At 41.2% G+C, this 19,713-nt stretch carries 22 protein-coding genes; 8 read left to right on the top strand and 14 right to left on the bottom strand.

The window, feature by feature from the left end; genetic code table 11:
• Window positions 1-92: 92 nt before the first annotated feature.
• Window positions 93-533, top strand: a complete 441-nt coding sequence (locus N7974_RS13210) for a universal stress protein (RefSeq protein ID WP_262966072.1) — start codon at window positions 93-95, stop codon at window positions 531-533.
• A gap of 5 nt (window positions 534-538) precedes the next feature.
• On the opposite strand, the gene N7974_RS13215 is transcribed toward N7974_RS13210, so the two are convergent.
• Window positions 539-1,174 carry a hypothetical protein gene (locus N7974_RS13215; RefSeq protein WP_262966073.1) on the bottom strand — a complete coding sequence of 212 codons (636 nt, stop codon included), beginning with the start codon at window positions 1,172-1,174 and terminating at the stop codon, window positions 539-541.
• 283 nt (window positions 1,175-1,457) lie between these two features.
• Between N7974_RS13215 and efpL the strand changes: the two genes are divergently transcribed.
• Together efpL and N7974_RS13225 are read left to right on the top strand one after the other, a co-directional pair.
• A complete protein-coding gene (efpL, locus tag N7974_RS13220; protein ID WP_262966074.1) occupies window positions 1,458-2,024 on the top strand; it encodes an elongation factor P-like protein EfpL in 567 nt (188 codons plus the stop codon).
• A gap of 23 nt (window positions 2,025-2,047) precedes the next feature.
• A complete protein-coding gene (locus tag N7974_RS13225; RefSeq protein WP_262966075.1) occupies window positions 2,048-3,205 on the top strand; it encodes a methyltransferase in 1,158 nt (385 codons plus the stop codon).
• Between the two features lie 271 nt (window positions 3,206-3,476).
• Here the strand turns inward: N7974_RS13225 and N7974_RS13230 are convergent, their stop codons facing one another.
• The 5 genes from N7974_RS13230 to N7974_RS13250 form a co-directional block, all read right to left on the bottom strand.
• A complete protein-coding gene (locus N7974_RS13230) occupies window positions 3,477-3,686 on the bottom strand; it encodes a cold-shock protein (RefSeq protein WP_006893693.1) in 210 nt (69 codons plus the stop codon).
• Window positions 3,687-3,876: 190 nt separating this feature from the next.
• Complete coding sequence (locus N7974_RS13235) at window positions 3,877-4,764, bottom strand: DMT family transporter (protein ID WP_262966076.1); 888 nt, start codon at window positions 4,762-4,764, stop codon at window positions 3,877-3,879.
• A gap of 78 nt (window positions 4,765-4,842) precedes the next feature.
• Window positions 4,843-6,183: an ATP-binding protein gene (locus N7974_RS13240; protein WP_262966077.1), complete on the bottom strand. Its 1,341-nt coding sequence runs from the start codon at window positions 6,181-6,183 to the stop codon at window positions 4,843-4,845.
• Window positions 6,184-6,230: 47 nt separating this feature from the next.
• On the bottom strand, window positions 6,231-6,908 hold the full coding sequence (locus N7974_RS13245; protein WP_262966078.1) for a response regulator transcription factor: 678 nt from the start codon (window positions 6,906-6,908) through the stop codon (window positions 6,231-6,233).
• Between the two features lie 24 nt (window positions 6,909-6,932).
• A complete protein-coding gene (locus tag N7974_RS13250; protein WP_262966079.1) occupies window positions 6,933-7,229 on the bottom strand; it encodes a PepSY domain-containing protein in 297 nt (98 codons plus the stop codon).
• Between the two features lie 392 nt (window positions 7,230-7,621).
• Here N7974_RS13250 and N7974_RS13255 point away from each other — a divergent pair, with 392 nt between their 5' ends.
• The 3 genes from N7974_RS13255 to N7974_RS13265 all read left to right on the top strand — a co-directional run bounded on the left by N7974_RS13255 (window position 7,622) and on the right by N7974_RS13265 (window position 10,788).
• Window positions 7,622-8,026 (top strand): RidA family protein, encoded by a 405-nt coding sequence (locus N7974_RS13255; protein WP_262966080.1) that lies wholly within the window; start codon window positions 7,622-7,624, stop codon window positions 8,024-8,026.
• Window positions 8,027-8,136: 110 nt separating this feature from the next.
• Window positions 8,137-10,224 carry an ATP-dependent DNA helicase RecG gene (recG, locus tag N7974_RS13260; protein WP_262966081.1) on the top strand — a complete coding sequence of 696 codons (2,088 nt, stop codon included), beginning with the start codon at window positions 8,137-8,139 and terminating at the stop codon, window positions 10,222-10,224.
• Window positions 10,225-10,230: 6 nt separating this feature from the next.
• Window positions 10,231-10,788: a chorismate--pyruvate lyase family protein gene (locus tag N7974_RS13265; protein ID WP_262966082.1), complete on the top strand. Its 558-nt coding sequence runs from the start codon at window positions 10,231-10,233 to the stop codon at window positions 10,786-10,788.
• Between the two features lie 98 nt (window positions 10,789-10,886).
• On the opposite strand, the gene N7974_RS13270 is transcribed toward N7974_RS13265, so the two are convergent.
• The 6 genes from N7974_RS13270 to N7974_RS13295 form a co-directional block, all read right to left on the bottom strand.
• On the bottom strand, window positions 10,887-12,362 hold the full coding sequence (locus N7974_RS13270) for a RimK family protein (protein WP_262966083.1): 1,476 nt from the start codon (window positions 12,360-12,362) through the stop codon (window positions 10,887-10,889).
• A gap of 274 nt (window positions 12,363-12,636) precedes the next feature.
• On the bottom strand, window positions 12,637-12,858 hold the full coding sequence (locus tag N7974_RS13275) for a hypothetical protein (RefSeq protein WP_243218013.1): 222 nt from the start codon (window positions 12,856-12,858) through the stop codon (window positions 12,637-12,639).
• Window positions 12,859-13,004: 146 nt separating this feature from the next.
• Complete coding sequence (locus N7974_RS13280; protein WP_243218012.1) at window positions 13,005-13,154, bottom strand: lmo0937 family membrane protein; 150 nt, start codon at window positions 13,152-13,154, stop codon at window positions 13,005-13,007.
• A 129-nt stretch (window positions 13,155-13,283) separates the two neighbouring features.
• A complete protein-coding gene (smbP, locus tag N7974_RS13285; RefSeq protein ID WP_262966084.1) occupies window positions 13,284-13,586 on the bottom strand; it encodes a small metal-binding protein SmbP in 303 nt (100 codons plus the stop codon).
• A 90-nt stretch (window positions 13,587-13,676) separates the two neighbouring features.
• A complete protein-coding gene (locus N7974_RS13290; RefSeq protein WP_262966085.1) occupies window positions 13,677-13,967 on the bottom strand; it encodes a CsbD family protein in 291 nt (96 codons plus the stop codon).
• Window positions 13,968-14,057: 90 nt separating this feature from the next.
• The gene (locus N7974_RS13295) at window positions 14,058-14,255 is read right to left on the bottom strand and encodes a CsbD family protein (RefSeq protein WP_243218009.1); all 198 of its coding nucleotides are present in this window, start codon (window positions 14,253-14,255) and stop codon (window positions 14,058-14,060) included.
• A gap of 424 nt (window positions 14,256-14,679) precedes the next feature.
• On the opposite strand from N7974_RS13295, the gene N7974_RS20685 reads away from it, so the two are divergent.
• Together N7974_RS20685 and N7974_RS13305 are read left to right on the top strand one after the other, a co-directional pair.
• Window positions 14,680-15,234, top strand: a complete 555-nt coding sequence (locus N7974_RS20685) for a septal ring lytic transglycosylase RlpA family protein (protein ID WP_317451609.1) — start codon at window positions 14,680-14,682, stop codon at window positions 15,232-15,234.
• A gap of 375 nt (window positions 15,235-15,609) precedes the next feature.
• Window positions 15,610-16,464 carry a quinoprotein dehydrogenase-associated putative ABC transporter substrate-binding protein gene (locus N7974_RS13305; protein WP_262966086.1) on the top strand — a complete coding sequence of 285 codons (855 nt, stop codon included), beginning with the start codon at window positions 15,610-15,612 and terminating at the stop codon, window positions 16,462-16,464.
• A 62-nt stretch (window positions 16,465-16,526) separates the two neighbouring features.
• Here N7974_RS13305 and malQ read toward each other — a convergent pair whose 3' ends face one another.
• Window positions 16,527-18,002: a 4-alpha-glucanotransferase gene (gene malQ / locus N7974_RS13310; protein ID WP_262966087.1), complete on the bottom strand. Its 1,476-nt coding sequence runs from the start codon at window positions 18,000-18,002 to the stop codon at window positions 16,527-16,529.
• A gap of 16 nt (window positions 18,003-18,018) precedes the next feature.
• Window positions 18,019-19,710 carry a glycoside hydrolase family 57 protein gene (locus N7974_RS13315; protein WP_262966088.1) on the bottom strand — a complete coding sequence of 564 codons (1,692 nt, stop codon included), beginning with the start codon at window positions 19,708-19,710 and terminating at the stop codon, window positions 18,019-18,021.
• Window positions 19,711-19,713: the final 3 nt, after the last annotated feature.

A 19,713-nucleotide genomic window follows, 5' to 3' on the forward strand; every position in this document is an offset into this window, starting at 1 on the left:
TATTATTCCAGCTATGGCATTCTATTGTCCCAAACGGGTCGACTTAAGCATCGGCACCCCAAAAATTAATGATCAAAATAAGGCACACGTTAATGAGTGATTATCAACATATTTTACTGGCAGTCGATTATTCTGAACAAGGTAGGTATGTTGCAGACAAAGCCAAGTCTCTGGCCTCTTTGTATCAGGCAAAATTGAGTATTATTCATGTATTGGATAATATTCCCATGCCGGATACCAACTATGGCGCGGTGATTTCGTTAACGCAAACATCATCAGATGTTTTGCTTGAAGCGGAAAAAGCCAAATTTACAAACTTGGGTGATTATTTGGCTATTGATTTGGCCAGTCGCTGGTTACTTTGGGGAGTTCCCAAGCAAGAAATAATTCACATTGCCGAGCAGGAGCAGGTTGATTTAATTGTTGTCGGTTCACATGGCCGTCATGGCTTGGCTTTATTATTGGGATCAACGGCAAATAGCATCCTGCATTATGCAAAATGTGATGTGATGGCGATTCGGTTAAAAAATTAAATAGCTTAATGTTTGATGTTGGGTGAGCTGTCTGGCTCTGTTTTTTCTGAATCAGAAGACGTTATTTCGCAACCTTTCTGAAAAAAAACAAAAGATGATGGAAATGCAGTGATATCAATGGTCAGGGTTGTTTCTTTTTTAAATTTGTCAGTAGCAGTAGCAGCGGCGTTACGAAAATCAGCAGTTAATTTGGTGGTCAGCTTTTCTTGTGCTTCATCAGCACCCAAGGCAAAAGGGTCTTCCGAAAGATTCATTTTTTCAATGGTTTCCTGTAACACATCGGCGGCAATATCCTGAATTTTGGTTTCGAAAGTCGTAAATATTGCTGATCCTTTTTCACGTTTAATCCGAGTTATGTCATTTTGATCAGCATAAAGTAGAAATGCACCTTTTACACCTTGCAGCTCATTTTTACAGATTCCACCATCCATTATTCTGACCAGGCTTAATTCCTTGTCGCCTTTCATAATAGTCATCGGTGGATTTTGACCAGACATGGGATCAGTTTTATTGGATACTGCTGGTGACTTAATGGGGGCTGTTTTATCGGCTGTTGCTGTATCTTGTTTAATCTCTTTAGTTGAGCATGCCGCCAAGGTAATAAAAGCGATAGTAGTTAAAAATTTTAAGCTGGCGTTCATTACTTTCTCATTTTAGATAGTTAAGTATTATGGGCTAATTATAAGCCCTAACGGGTGTCAGATTAATAAAAAATTTAATCGTTCTGATTTTATTTTGCAATAGTTACAACCGTTGTTTGAACAAATAAGTTTCTTTTCTTCAGCCGCTTGAAAGGGTCATTCTACGTTATAATGACTCTATAAGCTGTCTGGTTTATTTGTAACCCTTGATTAGTATTGTCGTTTTAAAGTAACCATTGCTGTCAGTATCGACAGCTAACTATGTGATTTTTTGGAGAGATTTGTGGCAAAAGCGAGTGATTTAAAGCGGGGGATGATCATAGAAATTAATGGCATACCGCACGTGGTTAAGCAAGTTGATGCAAAAAGTCCTTCATCGCGAGGGGCGTCAACGTTGTATAAAATTCGCTTTACCAATCTCAAAACCGGACAAAAACTGGATGAGTCCTTGAAAGGCGATGATTTCTTTAAAGATAGTGATCTGATAAGAGCTAAAGTGCAGTTTTCTTATATAGATGGGGATAATTATATTTTTATGAATATGGAAGATTATACCCAATATAGCTTGAGCCGCGAGGAACTGGATGAGCAAATTAACTATTTGACTGAAGGACTGGAAGGGATTGTTGCTTTATTAATTGATGATGCCGTGCTGGGGATTGAATTACCCAGTTCGGTAGTATTGGGTATTGTAGAGACAGCCCCCGCTATTAAAGGTGCGACAGCTTCAGGACGTACCAAAACAGCTCGATTGGTTACCGGCTTTGAAGTGCAGGTGCCTGAATATCTTGAAACTGACGAATTGATTAAAATCAATACCGACAGCGGAAAATATATGTCACGCGCTTAAATTAATCCTGAGTTATATTTTTAATGTCTATTAATACCGAGAACCGGTTAACGGTTGCTCAGGGCGAGTTTGAGTTGAATCGACTTCCAAAACGTCCCTTAGAGCTATTACGTGCCTGGGATGCTGCAGATGAGTATTTACTCAAAATACTGGCAGAAGATTTACAACCTTCAGCCGACGCCCGTATTTTGATAGTTAATGATAGCTTTGGAGCATTAGCTGTTGCGCTAAGCACTTTTCAGCCTCAGGCAGTATCCGATTCCTATCTGTCACAAGAAGCGACGCGGCTTAATCTGCTTGCCAATAATTTACCTGAGCATAGTGTTAAATTTATCAATAGTCTTGAGCCGTTAGAAGGACAGTTTGACTTGGTTCTGATTAAAGTGCCCAAGACACTGGCTTTGCTGGAAGATCAGTTGATACGGTTACATCCGCATTTACTGCCTTCAACACAGATTATTGTCGCAGGCATGATAAAAACACTGCCATCATCCGTTTGGAAGTTACTGGAGCGGTTAGTGGGGCCTACCACAACGGCACTGGCAAGAAAGAAGGCACGACTTATTTTTGCAGCGTCGGATCCTGATTTGATTATTCCTGTCAGTCCTTATCCGGTTTGTTATCAACTTGAAGAATCTGATTATTTAATTAGTAATCATGCCAATGTCTTTTCGCGTGACAGTCTTGACATCGGTACGCGATTTTTTCTCCAGCATTTGCCTTCAAGACAGGATAGCGTTGATATTATTGACTTAGGGTGTGGCAATGGCTTGCTGGGATTAATGGCGGCCGAGCTAAATCCGGCGGCGACAGTGCATTTTGTTGATGAATCTTTTATGGCTGTGGCATCGGCTAAAGAAAATTTTTATCGTGCTTTTGGGCAAACGCGTAATGCGACATTTCGTGTCAGTGATGGGCTAAAAGATTTCGAATTGGCTTCAGCAGATATTATTCTTTGTAATCCACCTTTTCATCAGCACAACACAATAGGTGATCAGCTTGCCAACAGCATGTTTAATCAGTCAAAAAAAGTATTAAGAAATGGTGGGCAGCTATGGATAATCGGCAATCGCCATCTGAATTATCAGGTTAATCTTAATCGATTATTTGGCGGTCATACAGTGGTTGCTGCCAATGCCAAATTTATTATTCTCAAGGCAACGCAAAAAATTCTGACGTAAGTATTTTGAAGTTATATTTATGGCAATGAGGTGCGAATTTTTGCCAAAATTAATGACGTGTTTTTGAGAGTTACCAAGATCAATAGATATTTATTGAAAACGGTGAAAGCAAATTTTCGTTATAAGATAACGCTTTGATTATTCCTATCAATAATAGTGGGTGCTTTTTTGCAAAGCAATTACTGCATTGAATAACAAACTAAAGCTAACTATTTTCTTTAAGGAGCCGAACCCAAAAATCAAGCGACTTTTGGGCCCGGTTTTGAGTTTGTTACGCGGGCGTTACATTCTCAGCTTGCGGTCCTTTTTGACCTTGAGTCACTTCCATAGTAACTTTCTGGCCTTCGCGCAAGGTTTTGCGGCCGGCGCCGTTAATTGCACTGTGATGAACAAAAACATCTTTGCCACCTTCTTGTTCAATAAATCCAAAACCTTTTTCATCATTGAACCACTTAACGGTACCTACAACTTGCTCTGACATATCACACTCTTAACTTAAAAAACGCCACAATATTGGCTTTACAAATTCCAGCTTCAGGAAGAAGCCGACTCAAACTTTAACTACGGCCAAATAGTAGCACTAAAAATGTAAGTAGGGCAAAAACATTTTAATTAAATTTCGATTATTTTTTATCTAACAGTTTTTCTATGCCTTTTTAAGTATCGACTGATCATTTAACTCTTGGCTTTACAGCGGTCAAACGATCAAAAAATATATGCATAATCAATGCAGAGAGTATTAATAACGTACCGGTTATCACTTTCATGGTCAGTGGTTCATTGTTAATATTATGTCCCAACAGCAGCGCAAGTAGAGGCGAAACCAGCGAGATTAAGGCAACTCGCGTAGCAGCTAGATGCGTCAGTAAATAGTAATAAAGGACGAAGCCTAATGTCGTAGCGATGACCCCCAGATAAATAATGGCCGCCAGACTGGTAGTCGTTAATAATGCAGGCCAATGGCCATCAACTATAGCCCAAGTAAGCAAGTAAGCCGGCAGTGCTAATAACAAGCCACCGGTGACTTGCGATAAAGCCGGTAATTTTGCCGCAATACGTTTTATCCAAACTGAACTGGCCGATTGTAAAAATACCGAGATCATTACGGCACCTATACCTAGTACGGCTTCATCCCCCAGTTGCAGTGCCGAACCAAACATAATAACCAAGCCACTGATACCCAAGCCATAAGCCAATAACTTGCCCAAGGTAAGACTACGTTCGCCTAAAAATATCGCCGCCAATAAAGCCGTCATGAGTGGTGTAATGCCAAATATCACCGAAATCCAGCCGGAAGGAATAAATTGTGCAGCCCAGTAAACCGGTAGCATTGATCCGTAAATTTGCAAAGCTACAGCAATATATGTTAGCCATGCTTTACGATGCCAGGCCATGCGTTGGCGCATGAGTGCCAAGACAATTAATACGCACACTGTGCCAATTGCCATGCGTGCGGTGACGCCAAACAGAAAGCCGGGGCCTTCGCCGCTCCATTTGATAGCCAGTGGTGTTGTCGCCCAAAGTAAAATGACACTGATATAACTAAGTTTAATACGCATTATATGATAATGGGAAGTAGGCGACAGGGAAGGCAAGATGATTCATTTTAGTGCTTCCAGACATTAAAACGTAAGGCATCACGGTAAATAAACACTCCATCTCATGCCGCCCAGTAACTCGCTTTTACCGCCTTCTAATTTGCCGCCCAGCAAACCTATTAATTCATAAACGACGGTCATACCAATGCCATGCCCATGAATATTTTCATCGGCACGAATACCTCTTTTTAAAATTTCATTAAACTTCCCTACAGGAATTCCCGGACCATCATCCTCAATTTGCAGCAGTAATGAAAAATTACGTCTACTTTTACGTTGATTTAAGGAGATACTGACCTTGACGGAGTGGTTACACCATTTACAGGCGTTATCCAGCAAATTTCCGACTATTTCATACATATCACCTTCTTCACAATAAATCGGGCATCGTTCAGGAATAAGTAACTCAAAATTAATAGCTTTATCGATGTAAACCTTGTTGAGTGAGGCTTTAATTTTATTAATAATAATAATGGCATCAATAGTCTTGATCGCTTTATGGCCACCTTTGGCGGCCGCCTTCTGTAATTGATATTCAACAATTTGGTTCATTCTGGAAATTTGTTCCTGTACCGTTTCCTTATTGTCATTAAAAGATTCGACACAGCCGCGTAAAATGGCAAGTGGTGTTTTTAAGCTATGCGCCAAATCGGCCAGGTTATGACGATAACGTTCCAAATGTGCACGCTCATGGGTTATAAAAGCATTAAGGTTACCGGCCAGGCCTTGCAGTTCAGTTGGATAGTGACCGTCTAAAAGAGTTTTTTCTCCCTGCTCTATGGCTTCAAGATCTTTTACGATGCTACGTAAGGGTTTTAAACTCCAGCGTAATACCGCAAATTGAATAAAAACCAAAACCAGCCCGATAATCAGTAACCAGAATCTTAAGGTTTGTTGAAGCTGTTTTACCTGACCACTGACAAAGCGGGCATCCTCTGCCACAGTAAAGATATATTCCCGTTCTATTCCCGTTACATTTTGCCAAAGTACATCATAATGCAGGACATAACGACCTCGCTTATCAAGCACAAATGCCGAGTTGCCTGCACTTAGCTCAGGTGGATCAATTACCTCCAGTCCGATTGCTGAAGGTGACCGCCAAACCAGTTTTTTAGCTTGCTGAATAAATCCGTAAAGGCCTGAACCCGGGTTTGTAAAACGTGGTTCGTGCAAGCTGGCAGGCATGATTAATTCACCCGCATTATTCAGTTTGGCGGCTGATAAAAGTGAGTATACTTGCACCTGTAAGCGTTCTTGTAGCGCCTGTTCGGCACTTTCACGAAAGCCCTCCTCAAGAACAACCGCAACCAGAGCAAAGAAAGCGGCAAGTACCAAACCTTCAGCGATGAGTAAGCGAAAACTTAACGAATTAGCCTGCATTTAAAGCCTTTTAATATAAGTTAAAGGGAAGGATGGTGATACTTTCATTACGAGAGCTCGGAAGAAATCCGGTAACCACGTCCCCTCAAGGTTTCAATAGGTTTACGAGTACCGTCAGGATCGAGTTTCTTTCTCAAACGACCGATAAAAACTTCGATAACATTGCTGTCACGATCAAAGTCTTCATCGTAGATATGCGCTGTTAATACCGATTTTGAAATTAATTCGCCCTGACGAAGCATTAAATATTCCAGTACTTTGTATTCGTAAGCGGTTAAATCCAGTTTTATCCCGGACACTGAAACTTCCTGGGCTATGGTATCCAGTTCAATATTATCATGGGTTAATACCGGATGTGCCTGTCCGGCTGAACGTCTAATTAAGGCGTTAATTCGCGCAAGTAACTCTTCGTATTGAAATGGTTTAACCAAATAATCATCTGCTCCGGCTTCAAGACCTTCTACTTTTTCCTGCCAACGACTTCTGGCCGTCAAAATTAAAATAGGCACACTGACTTTATCTTTACGTAAGCGTTTAATGAGTTCGATACCTGAAAAGTCGGGAAGACCAATATCAATAATAGCCGCATCTATGGGGTACTCCTTACCCATGTAGTAGCCATCGCTACCGGTATTTGCCGTGTCAACAGCAAAACCTTTATCAGCCAGATACTGATGAATTTGGTCACAGAGTGTCACTTCATCTTCAACGATAAGAATACGCATGGTTGCTCCAATAGTGTTTACGCTTTAATTAATTATTTCGCCGGTTTTAGCGTCTATTTTGTAATGTTGGATACGGCCATCCAGTGTTAAAAATTTAATAATATGTACCTCTTTATCATCAATTATTTCTGTTTCAGCACCGAGTATCCTGATGTTGTCATCATTCTTCATGATTTTTGCTGTTGCCTGATCCAGGCTAATGCTGGTGTCTATAGGTATTGGCATCATTGCTTCTTCTGCAAAACAATTGAAGCCGGAAAATAAAAATACCAGCAAAGATACCATTAATTTGGATTGTATCGTTTTGATCAAGATTATCATGAGCATAAGTTCATTTTTTTACCATTGCTGTAATTCGTATCCCTGAGCTTTTTAGATTATAAATTATGTTGATAATTAACAATTTTAACCTAATAGCTGATATTAAGTAGATCTGTATGATAAAGTTAAAAAAATGAAAGCTTGGTAATGGACTATGGATATATTGTCTTTTGGTTGATTTTCATGGCTTATCGCTTGAACAGGGTGTCTTGTAACGCTATTATTGAAGGGTAAAAGTAGTATTCAGATTTTCTAAAATCCTGCGTCCTGTACCTTTCGTCTTGAATCTTTCTTCTTGTATTTCTATCCCGTAGCAATAATCGATATAATGTCTTATAGATAACCGTAGTTAAGACTTCGCCCTCTGGCAAAATAACTTATCAGGATAAAAAATGACCAAAGAAATAATTCATACTAATAAAGCGCCTAAAGCAATCGGCACTTATTCACAGGCAGTTAAAGTCGATCACATTGTTTATCTTTCCGGACAAATTCCTTTAGTGCCTGAAACCATGACGATTATTGATGGCGATATTACCGCTCAAATCACCCAGGTATTCGACAATTTAAAAGCGGTTGCAGAAGCCGCTGGTGGAGATTTTTCTGATATTGTTAAATTAAATGTATTTTTAACAGATTTGTCGCACTTCCCGTTAGTTAATGAAATTATGGGGCATTATTTCGATGAGCCTTACCCTGCACGAGCAGTTATTGGCGTTGCCGCTTTACCTAAAAATGCCGCCGTGGAAATGGATGCCATTATGTTTTTAAAGCCCCAGGAATATCCTGCATCTTAGCTTTTGCAAATTAACTTTCCAATGAGGCAAGTTTACTCAGATTTATGCGTGACAATCCGTTCCATTTTGCGTTACAAGAATGCTGATTCAACTTTTCCTGTGATTACCACGTGAATGTTCTTTACCAGTCGGTCGGTAAGTTAACAGGGATAGGCTCTCAAACGGTAAGTCGTCTGGAAAAACTCGGTATCCGTGTTATTCAGGATCTTATTTTTCATCTACCGCTGCGCTATGAAGATCGAACCCGGATTTATCCTATCGGCTCTTTGCGGGCGGGCATGACCGCACTTATTTGTGGTCGGGTTGAATTTATTGATATTTTACCCAGAGGTCGCAAAAGTCTGATTTGTCGAATTAGTGATGACACCGGTTTTATCTCTTTAAAATTTTTTCATTTCAGTGCCAACCAGCACAATAGCTTAAAACCGGGGACATTAATCAGTTGTTTTGCTGAAGTACGCCACGGCTTTGGCGGACTGGAAATGGTGCATCCTGATTATCATATTATTTTAAATCCGGATACTGAGGTTAGGGAAGCCTGTTTAACCCCTGTGTATCCATTAACAGAGGGACTTGGCCAAAATACCTTAAGAAAAGCGGTAAAAAATGCCTTAAGTCTTTGCGTTAATGAACCGCAATTGTTAATTGACTGGATTCCTGCAGCGATTTTAAAAAATTACCACTATCCGTCTTTGGCAGAAGCAATACAAATTTTACACGCCCCTGATGAATCAGTTTCTATTGAGGCATTACAAAATGGCAGTGTTCCTGCGCTTAAACGTTTGGCCTTTGAAGAATTGCTGGCGCATCATCTGAGTTTACGAGTCACCCGAAATAAAACCAAAGCCTGGCAAGCGCCGATATTTGAAGATTCTACTGATAAAACTATCACCGAACAGTTCTTAAACTCGCTGCCTTTTAAATTAACCGGTGCACAGCAACGTGTTATCGCAGAAATTGAAGCCGATTTCCGACTGCAACATCCCATGATGCGACTGGTTCAGGGCGATGTCGGCTCAGGTAAAACTATTGTTTCTGCTTATGCGGCGTTGCTGGCCTTAATGGCGGGTTATCAAGTGGCGATCATGGCACCGACAGAATTATTGGCAGAACAGCATAAACGCAATTTTAGTATCTGGTTTGAAAATTTTCAGACCAAAGTCGTATTTTTGACCGGTCAAGTTAAAGGCAATGCCCGTAAAGAGCTTTTACAAGCCTTGGAGGATGGTTCTGCCGGCATTATTATTGGTACGCATGCGTTATTTCAGGAAACTGTTAATTTTCATCGGCTGGGTTTGGTTATTATTGATGAACAACACCGTTTCGGGGTTCATCAACGGTTGGCGCTGAGAGAAAAAGGCCAGCAGGGCAATATCAGGCCACATCAATTAGTAATGACTGCTACCCCGATTCCTCGTACTCTGACCATGTTGCAATATTCTGATTTGGATATATCCATTATTGATGAGCTGCCCCCCGGTAGAAAACCCATTGTTACCAGTGTAATTCCTGCTGAACGCCGCGTCGAAGTAATTGAACGGATTAACAGTTGGGTCAGTAAAAAACGGCAGGTATATTGGGTGTGTACATTAATAGAAGAATCAGAAGTGTTGGAGTGCGAAGCCGCTGAAAAAACCACCGAACTGTTAACCCTGGCTTTACCCGATGTGCGTGTTGCCTTGATTCACGGACGTATGAAAAGCGCCGATAAAGATGCCATTATGCAGGCCTTTAAGAAACATGAAATTGACTTGCTGGTTGCCACCACAGTTATTGAAGTGGGTGTCGATGTACCCAATGCGGGTTTGATGATTATTGAAAATCCTGAACGCCTGGGGCTTTCACAACTGCATCAATTACGCGGACGGGTCGGGCGAGGGGAGGACGATAGTTACTGTTTATTGATGTATCAAGCTCCATTGTCAGATACTGCCCGTCAGCGCTTGAGTATTTTAAGAGACAGTAATGACGGGTTTGTTATTGCCGAAAAAGACCTGCAATTACGAGGGCCTGGCGAGGTGATGGGTACACGGCAAACCGGTGCCATAAATTTTAAAATTGCCGATTTGGCCAGAGACGCCGATTTGCTGGATGCTATTCAACAGACCGGTGAGCAAATTTTTACCGAAGCGCCCCAAGCCATACAACCTTTGTGTGATCGTTGGCTGGGTACATCCACAGATTATGCCGAGGTTTAGTTCAGTTTGACTACTAAAAGCTTGTTATTTAACCGCGAACCGTCATGGCAGGAAAATTGCCAGGGTTTACGCCATAAAATCCCTGAAAATATTCAATCATGGACCTATGAGTCAGGCTCCTTAACCCAACGGTTACGTAATTATTATGGTGCCGGGGTTGCCGTCAAAGTATTGCTTCAACGTTGGCAAACGCCTTTTTTGAGTGAGCGCCGTTTACTCAAATTGCCTGAACATCAGTACAGCCTGATCCGCGAGGTGTTACTTCATGTCAACGGCAAGCCGCTGATTTTGGCAAGAACCATCATTCCGGCAAGCACCGTCAAAACGGCTAAAAGTAATTTATCCAAACTGGGCAGTCGCCCGTTAGGTGAGATCATTTTTTCTTACCCCAAACTGGAGCGTATTGCGATGGATATTACCTTGATTAACCCGTCTACATGGACGCAGTCAGCACTTACTGAAGTCGATATCAAGCAACCGATATGGGGCAGGCGAACGGTTTATGCCATTGCCCATCAGCAAATGCTGGTCAGCGAGTTTTTTTTACCGGAAATATTAAAGTAGTTTTGTCGGCCAAGGTTAGGGTTATCGGACTATTTATTAGTTATTATCTGAAAGCGTCCGCTTTTAAGGTTCGTATTTTTTGCGGATTATGATTTTATTCATACGCCTTTGCTACGGTTTTCCATGCGCCGTAAAAATTCGGCCATGATCAGCCGATAAAGTTCGTCACCCAGATACTTGTCTTCAATGCCGCTGTCTATATTCGGGTTATCATTAACCTCTATGACATAGCCTTTGCCGTTTTTTTCCTTGACATCAACGCCGTATAAACCGTTCCCTATTGGTAGAGTCGCTTTTAAAGCCGCTTCAAGTACGGCTTTGGGTACCTCAAAGGTCGGCAAGGTTTCAAAGCTGCCGCTATCGGTCCGGCTTTCGTGGTGGCGGTAGATCTGCCAGTGGTTTTTAACCATATAGTAACGGCAGGCATACAAAGCACGATTATTAAAAATACCGATGCGCCAGTCAAATTCAGTATAAAGAAATTCTTGAGCCAACAGCAGGGCAGACTTTTGAAATAACTCGTCAACTTTACTATTAAGTTCCTGCCGGTTATTGACCTTAACAATGCCTCTGGAAAATGAACCATCCGGAATTTTGATCACCATTGGAAAGCCTGCTTCACTTTCCACTCTATCCAGATGCACGGCATTGCCCTTGTGTAGTAGCCAGGTTTTTGGGCTGGGCACATGATGAGTCCTGAATAAATCAGCAAGATACACTTTATTGGCGCACCGCAGCATTGATGTCGGGTCGTCAATGACGATCAAACCTTCGGCCTCGGCTTTTTTTGAGAAGCGGTAAGTATGATGATCAATACCGGTAGTTTCGCGGATAAACAAGCCGTCAAATTCAGGTAAGCGGGCATAATCTTGCTGGGATATTAATTCAACTTCAATACCTAGTTCCCGACCAATCTTGATAAACTTTTTAAGTGCCCCCCGATTACTCGGTGGTAACTGTTCTTCCGAGTCAATGAGCATGGCAAGGTCATAACGTGTAGTCTTACGCGCCCGGCTTTTGCGCCAGACTTTTTTACTGAATTTATCCAGTGCTTCAGCAAAAACAGTTTGCTGTGGATCATCCAGAGTACGGTGGGAAATTGGCTTTAAGCCAATTATTTCCCACTGCTGACTAAATCGTAGTGTTATCTCCAAAACCGGACAGGAAAAACGTTCAAACAGTAGTCTGGTCAGTTCTTGAAAAGCCGGATCAGCAGTCGTGCCAAAATAACTTAACAAGGTAATTTCATTATTCAGGGTTTCACGGCTTTTAAAGGCACGCGCTAAAGTTGATGACAGATCTTCAAGCTGAAGTTGATAGAGTGCTTGTTTACCTAGGTCGTTAATTACTTTAACAGAAGGAATTACGTGATGACCGCGCGCTTCTGCGAGCAATGAGCAGTAATAACCATCGGAGAGATAACTATAGCTACTGCAAAGATTAATCACGCGAACCCGTTGTTCCGATTCACCTTGCTCGGTAGCGAGATAGGTTTCAAAGGTCATAACCTGGTCACTAGGATAATAAGGGTTCCAATCTGAAAGATTGTCAACAACCAGCAGGGTGCATGCCATGGCAAAAATAATCCGGTAATAAATGAAGCTTGATCTTGAAACCCGTCAGGTTTTATACCAGAAATTTCGCAGCTTGAGTAGTAATAAAAAGCACTTACAAGCCAAACGGGAAAACACCTGTTTGCTGTAACGGAATCAATCCATTTTTAATATTGATAAGCTATTGTCTGAACAATGGCGCTCACTTTATTATGTTTGTTGATGAGGAGGTAATTTTTCCAATAAAAAAATCCCTGGCTATTTTAATCTGGATGGGAGAAGCACTGATAGAGTTCTAACGCTTCTTACTTGCAAAAAGCAATATCCCTGCACCTGCAACTATTGCTCCTACACCAGCCCAGACAGGAATATAAACGGTCTGTGTTTCATTAACCGATAGTTCCAATGGGCCTATCTTGGCTTCCTGGGTTTCTTTGGTATAGCTAAAACGACCATATACCAATCCAGACAGGCCGGCTATGATTAGCAAAACTGCCAAAATCTTGACTACGTTCATATCGTTTCCCCTATCATTAATGATATTTTCGGTTGGATTGATCTGTTTTCACAAAGGTTCTAGGTGATTTAATTAAGACTCCTAAAAACGTTTTTGCACTTTAATGAATATTCTAATACGGTTTGTATAAATATATTTCAGTACTGTTATAAAACTCTTCGCCCATTAATAATACGTAATAATATTACGATGACGGCGATAACCAATAGAATATGAATGAATCCGCCCAATGTGTAGGCGGACACTAAACCCAATACCCAAAGGATGATTAGGACAATAGCTAGAGATTCAAGCATTTTTTTTCTCCGTAAGAGGCCGTCAATTGACGACACTATGAGGTAGTTATAATAAATTAGTGGTCAGTAACGAAAAAAACGGTGGATTACTTACTTGCTGTTCCTTTCGTTACCAAAGTCGTCGATTTTTTATTTCGCAGCTTTCAGGTGCGTTACCGCCTCTTCAGCCGATTTCTTGGCTAAGTCATGATGTTTCATTTTACCGTGATTAATAGCGTCATTTAGGCTCTTGATACCGGCATCAAGATGTTCATCAGCGACCTTGGCATGAGTTTTTGCAACTTCTGCATGTTCGGCGATGGTCTTGCCATCGGCGGCGCTAACCGCCGCTTCCGCATGTTTTAGTGCTTCGGTGATGTGGCTCTCTTCGGCATAAGCACCAAATGAAGCCAAGGCCAGGATACTGCCAGCGAATAAATTAATATTTTTCATTATATGTCCCTTAATAGTTATTCAAGAATTTTTCATTTTGATTCTGCGCTGGATTGTAGAGTTGTTTACTGCACAATCAACGTTACTTTTTTATTTGTTTTTCTTGGTTTCGTTCTTGATATCTTGCTTGATATCACCATATTCTGACTGAACCTTACCAATATTTTTTTGAATATTGCCTTCTACTTCCATACTTTTGTCGTTCAGCATCTGGCCAGTGATTTCTTTAACAGTGCCTTTTGCTTCCTCAACCCTGCCATTGACTTGATCTTTATTGACAAGTGTCTGGTCTTGACTTTCTGTGGCATAAGCGCCAAATGAGGAAAATGTTAGAATGATAGTTGCTGCCAAATGGGTAAGTTTTATATTATTGATTTTCATATTTTCTTCCTGTAAAAAAATGGATTGCAATTATTTTCTTGTTGCGATGCCGCAAATTAACTTGCGCTCATCTGGACTTAGCCGCTGATTTTAAATTTTATCGATGGCTTTTTTAATCGACTCTTTAGTGTCTTCTTTCAGATCACTAAGTCCTGACTGAACCTTGCCGATATTTTTTTGGATATTTCCTTCTGCTTCCATATCCTCGTCATCCAGAATAACGCCGGTAGCTTCTTTGACTTTACCTTTGGCTTCTTCGATACGGCCTTTTATTTGATCTTTGTTCATGAGAATCTCCTGATAAGTTAGTCATGGCCCATTTGGTCATGAGTGAGGTGCGGAACCTGTTTCCGACCACTGGCTAAAGATTTTACACACAAGACCGAACTTGGTCGGTGCGGTAACGAACAGATTGGAAATTAGTTCACGATGCACATTACGATAGTGGCTTGGCATTCAATGAGAATAACTACCAATTACTGGAATAGTACAAATTTTGATGTTGTTCTTTATGTAAATATTCACCAGTCGCTAAGGGGGTAAACTTGTTGGTGCATGGTTATGTGTACGACGGAGAACAGACAGTTATTTTAATTTTGCTTATTATGTAAGAGTAAAGGAGGAAAGCATAACCGGCAAGAAACACGTGACATTAAGTTATTTATGTTCAGTGTATCTTACGATCCCCGGTAATCGGAGTTCCATGATATTTATGAAACAGATGACACCAAGCTTTAAAAGTGCATTAATAGTAGCCGTTTTTTACTGGTTGGAATCAGCAAGAATGATGACTGTTTTCTGGTCGTCCTTTAAAAAACGGCTTTTATCCACCACTCGAATAACGGTGCTTGGCATCCTGGTTATTTCTGGTTGTACATCAAAAGACTCAGGTGAGCAGTTGCGTGGACAAGGTAAAAAAATATCACAAGAGTCAGGTAGCGTTATTAGCAAACCAGTTCACAAGGAGGTCGGAGAGGCATCTTGGTACGGACCTGGATTACAAGGTCAGGAGACTGCCAATGGTGAGATCTTTGACCAGAAAGACATGACGGCCGCTCATCCAAGTTTACCGATGGGAACCAAGGCTAAAGTAACCAATCTTGAAAATGGTAAAAAAGTCGAGGTCAGGATTAATGATCGTGGACCATTTGCCCAAGATCGTGTCATTGACCTGTCCAGTGCTGCTGCTAAAAAGCTCGATATGAAAAAGGACGGCACTGCCCAAGTTAAAATTGAGCCTAAATCAAGGCAAAAAAAGCACCGCTGACCAATCTGACGTCTTTAAAAAATACGTTAAAAAGTCTATATAATACACTAGCTATTACAAAAGCGTTATTAGCTTTGATACTTAAATATCGTAAGGCTTTTTGTTTATACGGCATAACCTAAAAGTAACGTAGAGGCTGCCAAAAACAATCCATGCCATTACGTGACTGGAAACCAGTGATTAATGAGTTTATGATTATACGAGAGTAAGCTGCTTTTATTTAAAGACAGCATACTGGCGGGTCATCCCTGAATATTTTGATTAGCTGAAAATATTAGGTACAAAAAATGTATGGAAAGTGTATTTTTTGAATAAACTGACATAATTAATGTAGATACGATATATCAAGTCTTTACCCTTCCAAAAGGAAACAAAATGAGTTTTACAAAAATATTCGCCGGTCTGTTTTTAGCGGCAATTATATTGCCGGCTTCGGCAGATGAAGCATTTAAAGTCTGTGCTGATCCACTAAATCCTCCTTATTCAACTAAAAACAAAGACGGTTTTGAAAATAAAATTGCCGAACTATTTGCCAAAGAATTGGGGCAAAAAGTTGAGTACACCTGGTTTGCACAACGCCTTGGTTTTATTCGTAATACGTTAACAGCATCGGTAAGTGAGTTGGCGGTAGATAGTGATGAGTTTAAATGTGACGTTGTTATGGGTGTGCCAGCCGGTTATGATTTGACCTTAACGACCGTGCCTTACTACAAATCAACTTATGTGCTGTTGATTGCGAAAGGACGTGGCTGGGATGATATTAAAGACGCTGCTCAATTAACACAATTGCCTTTGCAAAGACAGGAAGCTTTGAAAATTGCGATGTTTGATCGCGGTCCGGGTACGGCCTGGTTACAAAAAAATGGGCTGCTTGATCAAGGTATCTCTTATCAGTCAATGTCCGGGGATAGCGAAAACAATACCGCTATGCAGATAGAAAAGGATCTTAAAGCCAAAAAAATTGATATGGTTATTTTGTGGGGACCAATGGCAGGATACGTTACGGCACAAAGCCCCAAAAATAGTTATGCAATGATTCCGATGAAATCAACGCCGGCAATAAAGTTTGATTTTGCCATGGCGATGGGCGTTCGTAATGGTGATAAGGCAAGAAAGGCCGTTCTTGATAAGCTGATTGCCGCTAAAGCAGATAAGATCAAAGCAATTATAGCGAATTACAATATTCCTTTGTTGCCGATAACAAAAGAAGTCGTTCGTGATGATGATTAAATAAACCAGGTAAAAAGTTCGAGGTGAAAGGGGTTTTTTTCACCTTGAACCTGCTTTTAAGATTAATTTCGATTAAATAGTGCTACCAGATGACCAAATCGCGTAGCCTGGTCATGGGATAATTGATCCCATTGAAAACGCCATTTCCAGTTACCTACGGTAGTGCCGGGAGTGTTCATTCGAGCCTCGGAACCCAGTTCAAGAATATCCTGCATGGGGATAACAGCAAGGTTAGCAACTGATCCCAATGCCGCTTGTATAATCGCGCAATGCACTGGCATTGACGGGTTGCCCAGATATTCGTAAACGTAATTTCTTTCATGTTCACTGATACTTTGCGACCAACCTACCGAGGTATCGTTGTCATGAGTACCTGTATAAACAACACAGTTTCTTTCATGATTACCGGGTAAATAGGGGTTGTCAGGACCGCTACCAAAAGCAAATTGTAAGATTTTCATGCCGGGTAGCCCAAAGCCGTCTCTTAATTCATCGACTTCATCGGTAATAATCCCCAAGTCTTCAGCTACTAAGGGAATGGTGCCAAGATAGGTTTGCAGCGCATTTAACAAATCTTTTCCAGGCGCCTTAACCCACTGACCATTTTGTGCTGTGGGTTCATCGGCAGGTATTTCCCAAGCCGCTTCGAGACCACGAAAATGATCAATACGAAGAATGTCAAATTGTTCAAGCTGAGTTTGCATTCGTTCAACCCACCATGCAAAACCGGTTTTGTTCAGATAATCCCAATCGTAATGCGGATTACCCCAGCGCTGGCCTGTTTCGGAAAAATAATCGGGTGGAACACCGGCAACAACCATCATTTCACCTGACTCGTCAAGTTTGAAAACCTCACGGTGAGACCAGACATCAGAGCTGTCATAAGATACAAAAATAGGAATGTCGCCAAACAACAATACATCTTTCTCGTTGGCATAGGTTTTTAATTCCATCCATTGCCGGAAAAAGACATATTGTTCAAATTTAATATTTTCAATACTGTCCGCTAGCCGTTGGCGTGCTTCATTAAGGGCAACCAGCTCTCTTTCCTTGAAAGGTTCAGGCCATTGATTCCAGCATTGTTGATTAAAGACAATTCTAAGTGCTATAAATAAAGCAAAATCATCAAGCCAATAGGCTTTTTTCTGGCAAAAATCGGCAAAATCATCCTTGTCTTTTTGATTTGCGCTTTCTAAAAAACCTTTAAAAGCTTTTGCGACTAAACAGCTTTTATTAAACGCGGAGGTTCCCTGGCATTCGTCACACTGCTCTGACAAGGGTAACCAACCCAGTTTAACCAACCCAAGAATATCAATTAATATTGGATTACCTGCGTGAGCAGAGAGGCATTGATAAGGCGAGCCATCTGCATGGGTCATACCCAAGGGCAAAGTTTGCCATACACTAACACCTGAATCATGCAGGAAATTGACAAAATTATAGGCTTCTTGACCCATATTACCTTGTCTATCAGTGCCTGGCAGCGAGGTAATATGCAGCAGAACACCTGCCCGACGTTTATTTAGAAGGTTATTCACGATTAGGTATCTCTAGTTAATGTTCAGAGCTTGGCCGCATTGCTCCGCCCATCGCGGGATTGCCAGCGCCGTGCGTGAATGGCAGTGCCAGATAAGTGGGAGGGTTTTCGCCTAATAATCGATACAGATTGGTTAAATTAAGCCGAAATTGTTTCTCGAAACTGCTAACTGCTTCGCCAGGATTATCGTCACCAAACCACCAAAACCAGTCTGAACCTTCACAAACAGCAAGCTGAATTTGAGCCTGCTGAATTTGTTGATTGCTTAAGTGGTTGACAGACATGGCATTATCAAAGGCAACTTTTACGTCAGTCAGCATTTCCCAGCCGCGATTTTTGTCTGGAGAGCCTATCCAGGTTGAAAAAGTCCCGTAAACCCAGCTACCTGCAACTAATCCAGTTAAGGGTTTGACGGTGGTTTTATTTTTTAAGCAATCAGAAAAAGTACTTAATTCAATGGTTGGATGACTGGCTAACCGATTATATAAGGCACTCAGGAAGTGATAACCGTTATCAGGGAAATATTCCCAGGCATTTTCGCCATCCATGATGATTGAAACGACTTTATCCCCCGGTTCATGAGTTGCGATATTTTCTAGATGTTGAATGAAATCACCAACAGCATCGTCGGCGTGCCATGTTGAATATTCAAAACCTATTAGATCCGATAGCCCGTCATCCCGGAAAAAGCAGGTTATTTTGGTATCTTTTAGTTTAAATGGATGGTGTATTCCGGTTAGTTCCTTATGGTCAGATAGATGCAAACTATTTTGTAGAACCGTACCGCCACTTGCTGCCCAACCAAAGCCAAAATCACTCAGTACTTTCAGTGTTTGTTTACTGATACTACCTTCTGATGGCCAACAGCCTTTTGGTTTAGTGCCAAAAAAACGCGTAAAGGTCTGTACGCCTTTTTCAAGATGCCATTTAACACGTTCTTCTCCGCCTGGATAACCATCCCGTTCAGGTAAAAGTGCATCAGGCATTGCTTCATGTGTTGTCTGCAAGTCCAGTAACAGTGGCATAATGGGATGCGCATAAGGCGTTACTGAAAGCTCGATTTGTCCTTGTTCAGCTAATACCTTATATCTTTTAAGTACATTTTCCAGAAGCCCACCTATAATTCGGATCATTTCAACCCGGTCATCCAGGTTATAATCCGAACATTTTTCTATTAAGCGTTTTACCCTGTCATCGGTTAATTTTACGGTTTCCCCTATCCATGCCAGATGATACCAAACCAGTAGATCATTAATAAACTGGCTATTGATATAGCGCAATGAGTCATCATGTTGTTCAAGCCACTCAGTCATTTCGACCAATTTTTTGAAGGCTGGATAACGGTTGATTTGCCTGTCCCGGTTGGCACGGAGACAGTTTTTAATCAGTTTCCAGCGATCTTCAGAACTTTCAGGAACAGTGGGAGCAATTAAAGCGGCCAGTAAAGGATCTGTAATTGCATGGCCATGATGTAGATAACCATTGACCTGATTGGTATATTCTTCAATTTGTTCCAGTAAAATAGGTGCAAAATTAACGACTGCTTTAGCTTCAGGAACGGCTTCCAAGTGAGCAACCATATCAACATAATCTTTAATTACATGAAGGTACGTCCACGGCAACTTGAATTCCCCTGATTGTAAATCCCTATACTCCGGTTGGTGCATGTGCCAGCACAAGACCAGTTTCAATTTTTTTTTGTTGGGCATATT

This window comes from Methylobacter psychrophilus (assembly GCF_025583945.1).
Taxonomy (GTDB): domain Bacteria; phylum Pseudomonadota; class Gammaproteobacteria; order Methylococcales; family Methylomonadaceae; genus Methylobacter_C; species Methylobacter_C psychrophilus.

Excerpts from the sequence above, each read along its gene's own strand:
- N7974_RS13270 (WP_262966083.1), bottom strand. The coding sequence starts at position 12,362 with ATGGCATGCACCCTGCTGGTTGTTGACAATCTTTCAGATTGGAACCCT.
- N7974_RS13245 (WP_262966078.1), bottom strand. The coding sequence starts at position 6,908 with ATGCGTATTCTTATCGTTGAAGATGAAGTGACACTCTGTGACCAAATT.
- N7974_RS13240 (WP_262966077.1), bottom strand. The coding sequence starts at position 6,183 with ATGCAGGCTAATTCGTTAAGTTTTCGCTTACTCATCGCTGAAGGTTTG.
- N7974_RS20685 (WP_317451609.1), top strand. The coding sequence starts at position 14,680 with ATGAAACAGATGACACCAAGCTTTAAAAGTGCATTAATAGTAGCCGTT.
- N7974_RS13215 (WP_262966073.1), bottom strand. The coding sequence starts at position 1,174 with ATGAACGCCAGCTTAAAATTTTTAACTACTATCGCTTTTATTACCTTG.
- N7974_RS13230 (WP_006893693.1), bottom strand. The coding sequence starts at position 3,686 with ATGTCAGAGCAAGTTGTAGGTACCGTTAAGTGGTTCAATGATGAAAAA.
- N7974_RS13315 (WP_262966088.1), bottom strand. The coding sequence starts at position 19,710 with ATGCCCAACAAAAAAAAATTGAAACTGGTCTTGTGCTGGCACATGCAC.
- N7974_RS13295 (WP_243218009.1), bottom strand. The coding sequence starts at position 14,255 with ATGAACAAAGATCAAATAAAAGGCCGTATCGAAGAAGCCAAAGGTAAA.
- N7974_RS13280 (WP_243218012.1), bottom strand. The coding sequence starts at position 13,154 with ATGCTTGAATCTCTAGCTATTGTCCTAATCATCCTTTGGGTATTGGGT.
- N7974_RS13225 (WP_262966075.1), top strand. The coding sequence starts at position 2,048 with ATGTCTATTAATACCGAGAACCGGTTAACGGTTGCTCAGGGCGAGTTT.
- N7974_RS13275 (WP_243218013.1), bottom strand. The coding sequence starts at position 12,858 with ATGAACGTAGTCAAGATTTTGGCAGTTTTGCTAATCATAGCCGGCCTG.
- N7974_RS13250 (WP_262966079.1), bottom strand. The coding sequence starts at position 7,229 with ATGATAATCTTGATCAAAACGATACAATCCAAATTAATGGTATCTTTG.
- N7974_RS13305 (WP_262966086.1), top strand. The coding sequence starts at position 15,610 with ATGAGTTTTACAAAAATATTCGCCGGTCTGTTTTTAGCGGCAATTATA.
- smbP (WP_262966084.1), bottom strand. The coding sequence starts at position 13,586 with ATGAAAAATATTAATTTATTCGCTGGCAGTATCCTGGCCTTGGCTTCA.
- N7974_RS13290 (WP_262966085.1), bottom strand. The coding sequence starts at position 13,967 with ATGAAAATCAATAATATAAAACTTACCCATTTGGCAGCAACTATCATT.
- N7974_RS13235 (WP_262966076.1), bottom strand. The coding sequence starts at position 4,764 with ATGCGTATTAAACTTAGTTATATCAGTGTCATTTTACTTTGGGCGACA.
- N7974_RS13255 (WP_262966080.1), top strand. The coding sequence starts at position 7,622 with ATGACCAAAGAAATAATTCATACTAATAAAGCGCCTAAAGCAATCGGC.
- N7974_RS13210 (WP_262966072.1), top strand. The coding sequence starts at position 93 with ATGAGTGATTATCAACATATTTTACTGGCAGTCGATTATTCTGAACAA.